The organism is Bradyrhizobium sp. HKCCYLRH3059 (assembly GCF_051168035.1).
Taxonomy (GTDB): domain Bacteria; phylum Pseudomonadota; class Alphaproteobacteria; order Rhizobiales; family Xanthobacteraceae; genus Bradyrhizobium.
In genome coordinates this window covers 412985-426613 of record NZ_JBNPUF010000001.1, presented here as the reverse complement: position 1 = coordinate 426613, position 13629 = coordinate 412985, and the positions used below count along the sequence as shown (strand labels likewise).

Sequence of the window (13629 nt, the reverse complement as noted above, 5' to 3'; positions counted from 1 at the left end):
GCTGACTGCGGGCGCCCGGCTTGCCGGCCGGAGCCGCCGTCAGCCGATATTCTCGCCGTCAGCGTTCTTGTCTGCCGCCAGCCGCGCGAGTACGGCGCGGGCTGCCGCATGATGGTCGGGCGTGATGTGCGAAGCGACCATGCGGATGGCGGTGGCGAGCACCGCCGCGTCGTCGGTGAAGCCGAGGATGGGCAACACGTCAGGCATGAAGTCGAACGGCACGACGAAGTAGGCGATGGCGCCGAGCAGGGCGACCTGTACGTGCCGGGGTGTCTCCTTGTCGAAGGCGCAGTAATACGCTGCAAGCAGCTCCTCGGCGAATGGCAGCCGCGCGACAACCTTCTTGAACTTGATCCAGAAACGACGGCGAAGGGTCTCGCGATCCCGGGCCAGCCGCTCCGCGGGCTCGAAGCCAACGCTGTAGTCGGTCGCATCCGACATGATGTCCGATCTCCGGTTCCAGACGGCGCTGGGGGTGCGGTCCTCGCCCTCGGATGTGGTGATGGCGACGCCGGCCGCAAGGCGCGTGCCGTCGTCGCCAAGATCTCAGCCGCGCATCGTCGCGGCGATCGCATTCATCGCCTTGGCGAGCGCGATGTCGCGCATGGTCACGCCGCCTGCGTCATGGGTCGTGAGGACCACCTCGACGGTGCGGTAGACGTTGCGCCACTCGGGATGATGGTCAGCCTTTTCAGCGACCAGGGCGACGCGGGTCATGAAGCCGAAGGCTTCGTTGAAGTCTGTGAATGTGAACGTGCGGGCGATGGCCTCACGGCCCTGCGCCTCGGACCAGCCGGGAAGCTCCCGCAAGGCGGTGGCGCGTGCCTCCGACGACAATGGTTGCGGCATCTCGATCTCCTCTCGTGGTGCAATCGACCGGACGCGTGGCAGCATCCGGGCGACTGCGGGGCTACCTCCGGCTGGATCGCGCCGGTGTCCGGTTGCCAAGACTAACCGAAAACGCATCCCGATCAGAGCCTTGTCACAGGCGCGATGCCGGAGGCGCTTGGAACTGCCCCGATCCTCCGGCGACTGGTGCGATGGTAACCATGACGCAGATGTCACTCCGGGCGGACAAGAAATTTGCTACAGTTCGGCTCTATTGAAGGACGACGTGGCCAGACGAAGCCGCCTGTGGCATCGCCCGGGCCTGGACCACCGGAGGACGGGATCTGGTAGATACTCAGACCACGCCAGCGCAGCGCTCACGGATGCGCCCTGCCGTGTTCATCGTCATCGCCGGGATCCTCGCGGTCGTCGGCGCTTTGACGGGTGCCTACTATTTCGCGATGCGTCCCGTGGTGCTCAAGATCGCGGTCGGTCCGCCCAACAGCGACGACCTGAAGGTCGTCCAGGCCCTGACCCAGGCCTTTTCCCAGTCGCACGCCTCCGTCAGGCTGCGGCCGGTTCCGACCGAGGGCGCCGCACAGAGCGCGCAGGCGCTGGCCGCAGGCAAGGTTGATCTCGCGATCGTCCGGGGTGACCTCGAGGTCCCAAAGAACGCGCAGGCCGTGGCGACGCTGCGCAAGAACGTCGCCGTGCTCTGGGTGCCTCCGGGCGGCAAGGGCAAGGGTCGCAAGGGCGCCAAGATTACCAAGATCTCCCAGCTCGCGGGCCACAAGGTCGGCATCATCGGTCGGACCCCGGCGAACGCCAATTTGCTGAAGGTGATCCTGCATCAGTACGGCGTCGACGCCGGCAAGGTCGAGATCGTCCAAGTCCCGATCACCGAGGCCGCCGAAGCCGTGCGCAACCAGCGGGCGGACGTCTATCTTGCGGCCGGACCGATCAATAGCAAGATCACGGCGGATGCGATCGCCGCTGCCACCAAGGACGGCGGCACGCCGACCTTCCTGGCGATCGATTCGGCCGAAGCGATCGCGCAGAACCACCCCGAATATGAATCGACCGAAATTCCCGCCGGCGCGTTTGGCGGCTCGCCCGATCGTCCCGAGGACGAGGTGAAGACCATCAGCTTCAACCACCACATCGTGGCGCGCAAAGGCCTGTCGGATTCGACCGTGTCCGCGTTCACCCATCAGCTGTTTTCGGTGCGCCAGCAATTGCTGTCGGAGTTCCCGCTGGCTGCCAAGATCGAGACCCCCGACACCGACAAGGACGCCGCGATTCCGGCGCATCCCGGCGCGGCGGCGTTCATCAACGGCGAGGAGAAGACATTCCTCGACCGCTACAGCGACTACATCTGGTGGGGCCTGATGGCGCTTTCGGCGATGGGTTCGGCCGGTGCCTGGTTCGCCGGCTATCTCAAGCGCGACGAACGCACCATCAACACCTCGCTGCGCGATCGTCTGCTGGAGATGATCACGATCGCGCGCAAGAGCGATTCGACCGAGGAGCTCGACCAGCTGCAGAGCGAGGCCGACGAGATCCTGCGCAACACGCTGACCTGCTTCGAGGACGGTGCAATCGAGCACGGGGCGTTGACCGCGTTCAACATCGCGCTCGAGCAGTTCCACAACGCGGTGGCCGATCGCAAGCTCATCCTGATGAGCATGCCCGCCAATCTGCAGCGAACCGGCGCGCAGTTGCGTGCCGCCGGCACCTGAGGTCGGACCACGCTTGCCCTGCGGCCGTGTCACGCGCTGTCCACGGCGCGATTGTAATTCCAGCGTCATCAATCTTTTCTAGGTCTGCCGGGCCGTGGCTCGCGCCGGCTCCCGCGCGCGATCCGACCAGGAGATCCGCATGACGCTTCGCATTCCTCGACCGCACACCGCCCTGTCCCGCCGCCGCTTCCTGTCGACGGCCGCCGCAGCCGGCGTCACGACGCTGGCGATGCCCTATCTGAGCCGCGCCGCCGACCGGCCGCAGATCACGCATGGCGTGCAGTCCGGCGACGTCGGCATGGATGGTGGCGTGGTCTGGGCGCGCGCGGACCGGCCGTCGCAGATGCTGGTCGAGGTGGCGACCACCGAGTCGTTCAAGGACGCACGGGCGCTGCCACCGATCGCCGCGCTTCCGGAAAGCGACTTCACGGCCAAGATGCTGATCGACGGCCTTCCGAGCGGCCAGGACATCTTCTACCGTGTCAAGTTCCGGGACCTGTCGCATACCGCCGTCGAAAGCGAGGCCGTGGCCGGCCGCTTCCGCACCGCGCCAGGCAACAAGCGCGACGTCTCGTTCGTCTGGGGCGGCGACGTGGCTGGGCAGGGCTGGGGCATCAATCCCGATGATGGCGGCATGTTCACCTTCTCGACGATGAAGAAGCACCGCCCGGACTTCTTCCTGCACTCCGGCGACACCATCTACGCCGACGGTCCGATCAAGTCCGAGGTGAAGCTGCCGGACAACAAGGTGTGGAAGAACCTCACCGTGGAAGAGAAGGCCAAGGTCGCCGAGACGCTCGACGAATTCCGTGCCGCCCACAAATACAATTTCCTCGACGAGAACGTTCGCGCCTTCAATGCCGAGGTGCCGATCTTCGTGCAGTGGGACGATCACGAGGTCACCAACAACTGGTCGGCCTCCAAGGAGCTGCCCGCCGCCTACAAGGAGCGCAACATCCAGTTGCTCGCGGCCCGCGCGGCGCGCGCCTTCCACGAGATGTATCCGATGCGCGAGAGCATCATCGAGCCGGGCCGAGTCTATCGCACCATCAACTATGGCCCGCATCTCGACGTGTTCGTGCTCGACGAGCGCAGCTACCGCGGCGCCAACGGTCCCAATCTCGAGGACAAGTATGGTCCGGCGTCCTACTTCATCGGGCCGGAGCAGATGCGCTGGTTGAAGCAGGCGCTGCTCAATTCCCGCGCGACCTGGAAGGTGATCGCCTCCGACATGCCGCTCAGCATCATCGTCTATGACGACGCGGCCAACAAGAAGGGCTCGGAAGCCATCGCCCAGGGTGACGGCCCGGCGCGCGGCCGCGAGCTCGAGATTGCCGAGGTCCTGCGCTTCATCAAGACCGCGCCGATCCAGAACACGGTGTGGCTGACGGCGGACGTGCACTACGCGGCCGCGCATTATTACGATCCGAACAAGGCGCAGTTTCAGGATTTCGAGCCGTTCTGGGAGTTCGTCTCCGGTCCGCTGCATGCCGGCACGTTCGGTCCGAACGAGCTCGACAACACCTTCGGCCCCGAGGTGCGCTTCATCAAGGCGCCCGGCCTCGACAAGCAGAATCTGCCGCCGTCGGCCGGCATGCAGTTCTTCGGCCACGTCAAGATCGAAGGCGCCACGGGCCAGATGACCGTGACCCTGCGGGATCGCGCCGACGTCGCGCTGTGGTCGACCACGCTCGATCCGAAGCTGGGCTGAGCCTTCCGCGTCGGCGACCGCGTGCGGCGACCGCAACTAATCGCGTCGCCGCAGCACCGCCTCCAGCGCCTCGGTCGGGCAAGGCTTCGGCAGCCGCGGCCGGTCGGCGAACGCGGGTGGCACGCGGTCGGCGCCATAGCCGGTCGAGAAGGCGAAGGGAATGCCGAGCGCCGTCAGCCGCTCGGCAATCGCAAAGCTCTTTTCGCGGACCAGGCCGACATCGAGCAGCGCGAATTGCGGGACGCGCTCGGCGATCATGGCGAGCGCGGTTGCGACGTCGGCTGCGATCCTGATGTCGGGAACGCCGAGGTCGGTGATGGTGTCTTCCAGTCCGAGCGCAATGATGGGGTCGTCTTCGACGACCAGCACATGCTGATAGAACTCGGGCACGCCTGATTGCGAGCTGGTCATGGGATCTGCGGGTTCCAGGATGAGGGATGGACCCCGCGGCCGGCGCCTCCTCTCGAGCGCGCTGGCGGGTTCCTGGAACCAAGGCAGCATATCAGAGTTCCTGTGTCGGTGCACTTGTGAACACAAGGTGCACGGATCACGCACATGCGTTGCGCACGGGGATGACGATGCTGAGCCAAGGTGTGACCACGCTGAGCCGGGAGCGGCCCTACAACAACCTGCTGCGGCGGCTCAGTCCGGCCGACTACGCGCTGATCTCGCCGTATCTGGTGGAGGATGAGGCAACGCCGAACGAGCTGCTCTACAGTCCGGGTGACGACGTCCAGATCGTGCATTTTCCCTGCGGGCCGGCGCTGACGTCCTATCTCGTTCCCAATGAGGATGGCCGCGACGTCGAGACCATCCTGGTCGGCCGCGAGGGCGCCGTCGGCGGGATCGTCAGCGAAGGCTTCCTGCCGGCCTACACACGGATCGTCGTCAAGTTCGGCGGCCCGTTCGCACGGCTGCCGCTGTCCCGCCTGGCGGCCGCCAAGCTGCAATCCAAGACGCTGCGCAACGTGTTCGCGCGCTACGCCGATTGCATGCTGGCACAGATGTTCCAGTCGACCGCCTGCAACGCGATCCATTCGATCGAGCAGCGGACGGCGAAGTGGATCGTGGCCGCGATGGACCGTACCGATGGCGAGCCGATCGTGCCGCTGACGCATGAGCAGCTGGCAACGCTGCTGGGCGTCGGCCGCAGCTACGTCAGCCGGGTTGTCCAGACCTTCAGGGCCGAGGGCATTCTCGAAACCCGCCGCGGCGCCTTCATGGTGCGGGACTTCGACGCGCTGAAGCGCCGCTCCTGCCTGTGCAACGAGGCCGTGAAGACCCATTTCGAGGAGGTCCTGCGCGGCGTCTATCCGACCGAGCAGGCCGCGGCGGGCTGAGCCTGCAGGCGCCAGTGACTTTCCGCGCACAGACACCAGCCAACCGCGTTGGCTGTCAGCGCTGGTCCTCGTGGAATTGCCGGTCGGAGTGGTTGGTCTCGTCTTCTCCCGCGCTGCCCGGAAGCGTGCGGTCGCGGAGGCGTTAGCCAGCCGCTTGGAAACCGCTCCTCGTTCCTGAAAGCAGTCATTGTTTTTTGGCATTTTCTGCCTATATTGCGCCGCAACGCGTGAGGTCTGCCCGGTCGATTGGCCGGGCTTCCTATTTGGGGCTGCCGGCCCCTGCCGCCGAACGAGTTTCGCGAGCGCGCGTCGCAAAGCTAACAGCTTGATTCGACTATAACAAAGCGCGCGCCCCGCCGGGGACAGAGCACGAGCTCTTGAGAAAGCTTAGAAGACACCGACCATGAATCTTCGCAACATCGCCATCATCGCCCACGTCGACCACGGCAAGACCACCCTGGTTGATCGTCTCCTGCAGCAGTCGGGTACCTTCCGCGAGAACCAGAAGGTCGCCGAGCGCGCCATGGACTCCAACGATCTGGAGCGCGAGCGCGGCATCACCATCCTGGCCAAGGCCGCCTCGGTGCAGTGGAAGGACACCCGCATCAACATCGTCGACACTCCCGGCCACGCCGATTTCGGCGGCGAGGTCGAGCGCATCCTGAACATGGTGGACGGCGCCCTGGTGCTGGTCGACGCCGCCGAGGGCCCGCTGCCGCAGACCAAGTTCGTGGTCTCCAAGGCGCTCAAGGTCGGCCTCAAGCCGATCGTCGTCATCAACAAGGTCGACCGTCCCGACGCCCGTCCGACCGAGGTTATCAACGAGGTGTTCGACCTGTTCGCCGCACTCGACGCGTCCGAGGAGCAGCTCGACTTCCCGATCCTGTACGGGTCGGCCAAGCAGGGCTGGATGGCCGAGAGCCCGGAAGGTCCGAAGGACGCCGGGATGCAGCCGCTGTTCGACCTGGTGCTGCGCCATGTGCCGGCGCCGTCGGTCGAAGAGGGACCGTTCCGCATGATCGGCACCATCCTGGAGGCCAACAACTTCCTGGGTCGCATCATCACCGGCCGCATCACCTCGGGCAGCATCAAGCCCAACCAGGCCGTGAAGGTGCTGAACGCCGAAGGCAAGGTCGTCGAGCAGGGCCGTATTTCCAAGATTCTCGCGTTCCGCGGCATCGAGCGCGTGCCGCTCGACGAGGCCGAGGCCGGTGACATCGTCGCCATCGCGGGCCTGACCAAGGGCACCGTCGCCGACACGTTCTGCGATCCCTCGGTCGAGACTCCGCTCCCGGCGCAGCCGATCGACCCGCCAACCGTGTCGATGTCCTTCATCGTCAACAACTCGCCGCTGGCGGGCACCGAAGGCGACAAGGTCACGAGCCGCATGATCCGCGACCGCCTGCTGCGCGAGGCCGAGGGCAATGTCGCGCTGCGCGTCGTCGAATCCGCCGACAAGGACGCCATGGAAGTGTCGGGCCGCGGCGAATTGCAGCTCGCGATCCTGATCGAGACCATGCGCCGCGAAGGCTTCGAGCTGTCGGTGTCGCGTCCGCGCGTGGTGCTGCAGAAGGACGAGGCCACTGGCGCGTGGCTGGAGCCGATCGAGGAGGTCGTGATCGACGTCGACGAGGAGCATTCCGGCGTCGTCGTGCAGAAGATGAGCGAGCGCAAGTCCGAGATGATCGAGATGCGCCCGTCCGGCGGCAACCGCCTGCGGCTGGTGTTCTACGCGCCGACCCGCGGCCTGATCGGCTATCAGGGCGAGCTGCTCACGGACACCCGCGGCACCGCGATCATGAACCGCCTGTTCCACGGCTATGCCCCGTTCAAGGGCGAGATCGCCGGCCGCCGCAACGGCGTCTTGATCTCCAACGACCAGGGCGAGGCGGTGGCCTACGCGATGTTCAAGCTGGAGGACCGCGGCCCGATGATGATCGAGCCGGGCTGGAAGGTCTATCGCGGCATGATCGTCGGCGAGCACACCCGCGACAACGATCTCGAGATCAACGTCCTGAAGGGCAAGCAGCTCACCAACATCCGCACCACGTCGAAGGACGAGGCAGTCCGCCTGACGCCGCCGATCAAGATGACGCTGGAAAAGGCGCTCGCCTATATCGAGGACGACGAGCTGGTCGAGGTCACGCCGAAGTCGATCCGGCTGCGCAAGAAGCATCTCGATCCGAACGAGCGCAAGCGCGCCGAGAAGCAGAAGGAAGCGGTGGCGTAATTTCCGCCCTCCATTCTCAAATGCGTCATGGCCGGGCTTGTCCCGGCCATCCACGTTTTGGGGCTTGCGAGGACGACGTGGATGCCCGGGACAAGGCCGGGCGTGACGACGGAGTTGGATGAGCCAATGTCTTTCCCATCCTCCATCGACATCGCCATCATCGGCGCGGGTGCCGCGGGCCTCGGCGCCGCACATGCGCTGCAGGACAAGGGCGTCTCGTTTATCGTCCTGGAGGCCCGCGGCCGCATCGGCGGGCGTGCCCACACCATCATGGCTTCGCCTGATGTCACGTTCGATCTCGGCTGCGGCTGGCTGCATTCGGCTGATCGCAACTCCTTCGTCGCCATCGCCGGGAAGCTCGCTTTCGCCATCGACAAGTCACGTCCACCGTGGCGCGACCAGGCCTATGAGGCGGCATTCCCGCGCGAAGAGCGCGAAGAATTCATCCGCGCGCTGGAGGCGTTCTTCATGCGTACCGCGGAGGCTGCCAAGAGCGGCCGCGATGCGCCTGCGAGCATCTGCCTCGAGCCCGGCAATCGCTGGAACGGCATGATCGACGCGATCTGCACCTATCTCAACGGCTGCGAGCTGGAGCAGATGTCGCTGCTCGACTTCGAGGCCTATGAGGACACCGAGCTGAACTGGCGCGTTCGCCACGGCTATGGCGCGCTGGTCGCCGCCTATGGCGGGGGCCTGCCGATCGCCATGAGCTGCAACGTGACCCTGATCGATCACGGCGACACGCGCATCCGCCTGACGACCTCACAGGGCACGCTGACGGCCGACAAGGTCATCGTCACCGTGCCGACCAGTCTCATGGCCGACGAAACGCTCCGCTTTTCGCCGGCCCTGCCGAGCAAGGTCGAAGCCGCCGCTGGCCTGCCACTCGGGCTGGACAACAAGGTGACGCTGGCGCTCGACGGCTGGGAGCACCTGCCGAGGGATTCGGGCATGCGCGGCCGAAGCCACACCGCGCGGGTCGGCAGCTTTCAGCTGCGCCCGTTCGGCCAGCCCTGCATCGAAGGCTTTTATGGCGGCAGCTTCGCCCGCGAGATCGAGGCGGCGGGCGAGGGGGCCTTGGCGGCGCAGGCGATCGACGACATCGCGGCCCTGCTCGGCAACGACATCCGCAACAGCCTCCGTCCGCTCGCCGAGTCCCGCTGGGGCGCCGACCCGTTCGCGCGCGGCGCCTATTCGCATGCACTGCCCGGACATGCCGACAAGCGCGCCGTGCTGGCCGCGCCGGTTGATGATCGGCTGTTCTTCGCCGGCGAGGCGACGCCCTTGGATTTCTTCTCGACCGCCCATGGCGCGCGCGACAGCGGCGAGCGCGCGGCGCGGGAAGCTCTGGCGTCATTAACCAGGCGCTAGTCCATCGATCGTCATTGCGAGCGCAGCGAAGCAGTCCAGACTGTCACCGCGGTGGGATTTCCGGATCGCTTTCGCTGCGCTCGCGATGACGTGCCGATCAATACGTCTCCTCCACCATCCGCAGAAACTCCCGTGCGGCCTGCGTCTGGTGATGCTCTTTGTGGCGCAGGCTGTAGAAGTGCCGCTTGGGCAGCTCGATGTTGGCGACGGCGAGCAGCCCGGCCTTGACGGCGCGCATGACCACGAGGCGCGACAGCACCGTGACGCCGGCGCCGGCTTCGACGGCGCCGCGCACGGCCTCGTTGGACGGCAGGTCGAACACCACATCGAGCTCGGCCGGAGTGATTCCGAAGCGGCCAAGCGCTGTTTCGAGCGCGGCGCGCGTGCCGGAGCCCTGCTCGCGCAACACCCAGCGCGCCGTCTTCAGGTCGCTGGTTGTCACTGACCTTCCGCGGCACAGCGGATGATCGATCGGACCGACCAGCACCATGTTGTCCTGCGCGACCGGCTGAACGGTGAGCACGGGATCGTCGACATCGCCCTCGATGAAGCCTAGATCGGCAGAGCCCTCGCGGACCTGGGTCGCGACCTGCTCGGTATTGCCGATCGACAGCTGCAGCCTGATCGCCGGATGCGCGGCACTGAAGCGGTGAATGAAGGCCGGCAGCCAATAGCCCGCGATGGTCTGGCTGGCCGCCAGCGCCAGCTGCCCCCGCTTCAGGCCGGCGAGATCGTTCAGCACGGTCTCGGCGGCGGCCGCGCGCGCCAGCACCGCCTTCGCTTCGACGAGAAACGCCTTCCCGGTCGCCGTGAGCACGATGCGGCGTCCGACTCGATCGAACAGCCTGGTCTCGTAGCGCGCTTCGAGCGCGGCCACGGCCGCCGATGTCGCCGACTGGGTTAAATTGAGGTCGCGCGCCGCCTGGGTGACGTGCTCGCGGGTCGCGACCGCAACGAAGATCCTGAGCTGTTCGAGCGTCACAAGCGTCCTATGTGGTGAGCTTCACCAGGGCCAGGCTGAAGCCTGCGATGAACAGGAAGGCGAGCAGGCCCAGCGCCAGCGGCCGCAGGCCCTTGGCCTTGAGCTTGGCGAAATCCGTTTCCAGTCCCATCGCGGCCAGCGCCATCGACAGCAGGAACGTGGTCGCCGTCACGATCACCGTCTTCATCTCGGCGGCAATGCTGATCACGCTGTTGAGGCCGACCAGCGCGATGAAGCCGAACACGAACCAGGGCAGTGGCGGCTGCGCATTGCCTCGGGTCTCGCCGCCATGGCGCGCACGCCGCGTTGCCAGCAGGCCGAGCGTGAGCACGACCGGCGCCAGCAGCATCACGCGGGCCAGCTTGGCGATGGTGCCGAACTCGCCGGCCTGCTGGCCCTGCTGAAACGCGGCCGCGACCACCTGGGCGATCTCGTGAATGGAGGCGCCGCTCCACAGGCCGAAGGCGTGCGCGTCGAGATGCAGCAGCGCCGGAAGCAGCGGATAGATGAACATTGCGATCGAGCCGAACACCGTGACGCAGGCCACCGCATAGGCGACGTCCTCGTCATGGGCGCGCGTGACCGTGTTGGTCGCGATCACGGCGGACGCACCGCAGATCGAGGTGCCCGCGGCGATCAGCTCCGCCAGCTTGCGATTGACGCCGAGCAGCTGTCCCATCCACACCGTGAACAGGAAGGTGCCGGTGAGGCTCAGCGCGATCACGGCGAGACCACGCGCGCCGACCTCGACGATCTGCGTCGCCGTCAGTTGCAGGCCCAGCAGGATGATCGCCAGCCGCAGTACGCGACGCATCGAGAAGGCGACGCCGGGCTTGGCCCGCGCCGGTGTGCCGACCACGTTGTGCAGCGCCATCCCTGCCACGATCGCCAGGATCATCGGGCTGAACAGGCCGAGGCCCGGCAGCAGGCGCAGCCCGAAGGCGCCGGCCGCGAGCGCCGCGGACAGCGCGAGCCCGGGCAGCAGCGTCGGTGCCGCCGGCGTCGCGGGCGCGTGCGCAGGTCGATGATGAATGGCAACGGGCGCATCTGCGATCAGATCGTGCGAGGGGGCAGCCATGGAAATCTCTCCCAAACCAAGTGCGAGGAAGAGAATTTCATGCTGTGACCAATCGATCCAACAGATTATATCGCACGTATCATTCGGTTCAATCGATTAATCGGCGCTCGTGGCCGCATCTCACCGCCGACCGGATCACGACTCCAGCACCCGCTTGCGCAGCTCGGCATCCGGCACGAAGCAGGATTCGTATTTGCCGAAGATGTGGTAGCGGTTGCGTGCGACCACGCCATAGACCGCATCGCGCAGCGGCTTCGGAATGGCGCGCAGCGCGCGCGTCCAGCCCCAGCCCGGCAGGTTCGACAATACGGTCAGCGCAGCATCGGATTTCAGATGCGCCTTGCCGCCATGCACGACCGCGTTGGTGTCGGGGTCCTGGGGATCGATGCCGAAGGCCTGTGCCAGCCGGGTGCCGTAGGGCGACTGGATCGGCGTGAAGCGGAAGCGCCTGGCGGTGTCGCGCGCGATCACGAACTGCACCCAGCGGGAGCAGAACACGCAGACGCCGTCGTAGAGGATCACGTCATCGTCGGGCCAGTTGGTCATCAGCGATTGTCCATCATGAGCAGCGCGACCAGCATCAGCACGATCGCAGGTCCCGTCTTCACCAGGGCGCCGAGCGGCTCGAGCCAGAGATCGGGCGTGAGGATCGCGCAGCCGAGCATGTAGCCGAGCGAGACGAGGGTGCCGGCGGCGAGCCCGAATGCTGCGGTCCTGCGGAATGCGATCAATAGGCCGACCGAAATATCCATCATGCTGGTGATCGCCGCGAACGGAGTCGCAAAGCCTTCCGGCCAGCCGCGCGTGGTCAGGACCGCCGTGGTCGCCGGGAACGAGACGAACAGTGCAATCGACCCCGATGCGACCCAGAACAGCACGAGGCTCGCGATGATCAGTGCCTTGATCAGGAACAGCCGCGCGAACCATTTGTCCTGAATGGTGGCGCCACGCGCGCCGACGGCGTCCAGCGGCGTGGGGGTGATGCCGGTTGCCGCGATCCATGGTGCGGGATCGCCGTGCACCCCGCGGTGAAGCTCGGCGATCGCGGTGGTGCGCATCGGCGGCATCCAGCCGAGCCGGCTGCAGAGGTCACCGGCGAAAGCGCCGAGATTGATCAGTGGTGCGGGCACGGCAACGCGTGGCCAATCCGTCGTGCCGAAACTGCGCCGAAACGCATCGACGACGTCGCCAAGCGTCACCGCCTCGGGCTGCATCAGGTCCCAGCTCACCGCGCGCGTCGCCTCGTCATCGATCGGCCGCATCGCGAGCCAGGCGATGGTCGCGGCGATGTCCGCCACCGCCACCGGCTGGAACGGCGTCGCCGCATCCCTCGCCGGCAGGTCGACCGGAAGCGCCGCGAGCGCGCGGACCATCGCGCTGCCGCCATAGGCCGATGGCGCGATCACGAAGCCCGGGCGCAGGACGGCGTAGGGAATGTCTGAGGATGCAATCAACTGCTCCGCCTCGCGCTTGGTGGTCGCGAAGGCGGTGCGATCCTGATCGGCCGTGCCGGGGATCGAGATGTGAATGAAGCGTACGCGACGGCCGCAGGCCGTGATCGCTGCGAGCACGCGCGCGACGAACTCACGATGCACGGCAGCGGTATCGCTGCCCGGACCATCCTGCAGGACGCCGAGGCAGTTGACGACGACGTCGATCTCGTGGGCGCGGATCAGACTCGCCAAAGCCGGCGCATCGAGCGCCATGATAGGCAGCTCGATGTCGAACGGTGACGTGCGTTGTGATGGCGAGAACGCGCGCGCCACACCGACCGTCGCACAGCCGCGCTGGCGCAGATCGTCGGTGATGAAGCGTCCGATCAGGCCGGAGGCGCCAAGCACGAGGATGCGGGGGTTGGTTGACGTGATCATGCGCGTCTCGTCAGAACGGCTTTGCGATCATCAGCCAGAGAGTGGCCATGACCGCGCCGAAACCGGGGATGCCGCACAGGAACCAGCGGCGGAAGACGATGAAGTAGCGCGGCGGCAGCGCCTGGGCGCTGATATCAGCAGCACGGGCGAGGTCGCGCAGTTCGATCTGCATGAAGATCACGGGGACCCAGAACAGGCCGGCGACGGCGTAGAGCGCGAGCGAGGTGAGCAGCCAGCGCTCGGTCATCGCCGTCGACGACAGCCACATCAAGGTGCCGCCGGTGACTGGTTGCAGCAGCACCGCCGAGAGCGTGAACAGCATGTCGGCAATGACGACGACGCCTGCGGTGCGCGCGATGAACGCGGCCTCGCCGCTCAGATGCGCCATCAGCATGAAGAATGCGATCCCCGTGCCGGTGCCGAGAATGACGATGGCGCCGAGCACGTGGAGATATTTGACAAGGAAATACAGCGTCATC

The 13629-nt window shown here is 66.3% G+C and carries 13 protein-coding genes; 5 read left to right on the top strand and 8 right to left on the bottom strand.

From position 1 onward, the window contains the following. Window positions 1-39 precede the first annotated feature (39 nt). Window positions 40-441 carry a YkvA family protein gene (locus ACQR13_RS02010; protein WP_315716752.1) on the bottom strand — a complete coding sequence of 134 codons (402 nt, stop codon included), beginning with the start codon at window positions 439-441 and terminating at the stop codon, window positions 40-42. A gap of 105 nt (window positions 442-546) precedes the next feature. Continuing rightward, entirely contained in the window at window positions 547-849 is a 303-nt protein-coding gene (locus ACQR13_RS02005; RefSeq protein WP_434862536.1) for a 4a-hydroxytetrahydrobiopterin dehydratase, read from the bottom strand. A 362-nt stretch (window positions 850-1211) separates the two neighbouring features. Here ACQR13_RS02005 and ACQR13_RS02000 point away from each other — a divergent pair, with 362 nt between their 5' ends. Both ACQR13_RS02000 and ACQR13_RS01995 read left to right on the top strand, forming a co-directional pair. Continuing rightward, the gene (locus ACQR13_RS02000; protein ID WP_316173441.1) at window positions 1212-2567 is read left to right on the top strand and encodes a TAXI family TRAP transporter solute-binding subunit; all 1356 of its coding nucleotides are present in this window, start codon (window positions 1212-1214) and stop codon (window positions 2565-2567) included. A gap of 139 nt (window positions 2568-2706) precedes the next feature. After that, window positions 2707-4278 carry an alkaline phosphatase D family protein gene (locus ACQR13_RS01995; protein ID WP_316194672.1) on the top strand — a complete coding sequence of 524 codons (1572 nt, stop codon included), beginning with the start codon at window positions 2707-2709 and terminating at the stop codon, window positions 4276-4278. A gap of 36 nt (window positions 4279-4314) precedes the next feature. Here the strand turns inward: ACQR13_RS01995 and ACQR13_RS01990 are convergent, their stop codons facing one another. Further along, on the bottom strand, window positions 4315-4689 hold the full coding sequence (locus ACQR13_RS01990; RefSeq protein ID WP_315716747.1) for a response regulator: 375 nt from the start codon (window positions 4687-4689) through the stop codon (window positions 4315-4317). Between the two features lie 167 nt (window positions 4690-4856). On the opposite strand from ACQR13_RS01990, the gene ACQR13_RS01985 reads away from it, so the two are divergent. The 3 genes from ACQR13_RS01985 (at window position 4857) to ACQR13_RS01975 (ending at window position 9219) form a co-directional block, all read left to right on the top strand. Next, entirely contained in the window at window positions 4857-5618 is a 762-nt protein-coding gene (locus ACQR13_RS01985; RefSeq protein WP_315716746.1) for a Crp/Fnr family transcriptional regulator, read from the top strand. Between the two features lie 403 nt (window positions 5619-6021). Further along, window positions 6022-7848: a translational GTPase TypA gene (gene typA, locus ACQR13_RS01980; protein ID WP_315716745.1), complete on the top strand. Its 1827-nt coding sequence runs from the start codon at window positions 6022-6024 to the stop codon at window positions 7846-7848. A gap of 126 nt (window positions 7849-7974) precedes the next feature. Continuing rightward, complete coding sequence (locus ACQR13_RS01975) at window positions 7975-9219, top strand: flavin monoamine oxidase family protein (protein WP_434862535.1); 1245 nt, start codon at window positions 7975-7977, stop codon at window positions 9217-9219. Between the two features lie 97 nt (window positions 9220-9316). Here ACQR13_RS01975 and ACQR13_RS01970 read toward each other — a convergent pair whose 3' ends face one another. The 5 genes from ACQR13_RS01970 to ACQR13_RS01950 all read right to left on the bottom strand — a co-directional run bounded on the left by ACQR13_RS01970 (window position 9317) and on the right by ACQR13_RS01950 (window position 13628). Beyond that, window positions 9317-10201 (bottom strand): LysR family transcriptional regulator, encoded by an 885-nt coding sequence (locus tag ACQR13_RS01970; RefSeq protein WP_434862534.1) that lies wholly within the window; start codon window positions 10199-10201, stop codon window positions 9317-9319. A 7-nt stretch (window positions 10202-10208) separates the two neighbouring features. Then, window positions 10209-11279, bottom strand: a complete 1071-nt coding sequence (locus ACQR13_RS01965) for a YeiH family protein (RefSeq protein WP_410052340.1) — start codon at window positions 11277-11279, stop codon at window positions 10209-10211. A gap of 135 nt (window positions 11280-11414) precedes the next feature. After that, the gene (locus ACQR13_RS01960) at window positions 11415-11825 is read right to left on the bottom strand and encodes a thiol-disulfide oxidoreductase DCC family protein (protein ID WP_315716742.1); all 411 of its coding nucleotides are present in this window, start codon (window positions 11823-11825) and stop codon (window positions 11415-11417) included. Then, complete coding sequence (locus tag ACQR13_RS01955; RefSeq protein ID WP_316193775.1) at window positions 11825-13150, bottom strand: SDR family oxidoreductase; 1326 nt, start codon at window positions 13148-13150, stop codon at window positions 11825-11827. The genes ACQR13_RS01960 and ACQR13_RS01955 overlap by 1 nt, the downstream gene beginning before the upstream one ends. 10 nt (window positions 13151-13160) lie before the next feature. Beyond that, window positions 13161-13628 (bottom strand): DUF2269 family protein, encoded by a 468-nt coding sequence (locus ACQR13_RS01950; protein WP_316193773.1) that lies wholly within the window; start codon window positions 13626-13628, stop codon window positions 13161-13163. Window position 13629 lies beyond the last annotated feature (1 nt).

Coding starts and splice junctions, on each gene's coding strand:
- ACQR13_RS02010 (WP_315716752.1), bottom strand. CDS start 441: ATGTCGGATGCGACCGACTACAGCGTTGGCTTCGAGCCCGCGGAGCGG.
- ACQR13_RS02005 (WP_434862536.1), bottom strand. CDS start 849: ATGCCGCAACCATTGTCGTCGGAGGCACGCGCCACCGCCTTGCGGGAG.
- ACQR13_RS02000 (WP_316173441.1), top strand. CDS start 1,212: ATGCGCCCTGCCGTGTTCATCGTCATCGCCGGGATCCTCGCGGTCGTC.
- ACQR13_RS01995 (WP_316194672.1), top strand. CDS start 2,707: ATGACGCTTCGCATTCCTCGACCGCACACCGCCCTGTCCCGCCGCCGC.
- ACQR13_RS01990 (WP_315716747.1), bottom strand. CDS start 4,689: ATGACCAGCTCGCAATCAGGCGTGCCCGAGTTCTATCAGCATGTGCTG.
- ACQR13_RS01985 (WP_315716746.1), top strand. CDS start 4,857: ATGCTGAGCCAAGGTGTGACCACGCTGAGCCGGGAGCGGCCCTACAAC.
- typA (WP_315716745.1), top strand. CDS start 6,022: ATGAATCTTCGCAACATCGCCATCATCGCCCACGTCGACCACGGCAAG.
- ACQR13_RS01975 (WP_434862535.1), top strand. CDS start 7,975: ATGTCTTTCCCATCCTCCATCGACATCGCCATCATCGGCGCGGGTGCC.
- ACQR13_RS01965 (WP_410052340.1), bottom strand. CDS start 11,279: ATGGCTGCCCCCTCGCACGATCTGATCGCAGATGCGCCCGTTGCCATT.
- ACQR13_RS01960 (WP_315716742.1), bottom strand. CDS start 11,825: ATGACCAACTGGCCCGACGATGACGTGATCCTCTACGACGGCGTCTGC.
- ACQR13_RS01955 (WP_316193775.1), bottom strand. CDS start 13,150: ATGATCACGTCAACCAACCCCCGCATCCTCGTGCTTGGCGCCTCCGGC.
- ACQR13_RS01950 (WP_316193773.1), bottom strand. CDS start 13,628: ATGACGCTGTATTTCCTTGTCAAATATCTCCACGTGCTCGGCGCCATC.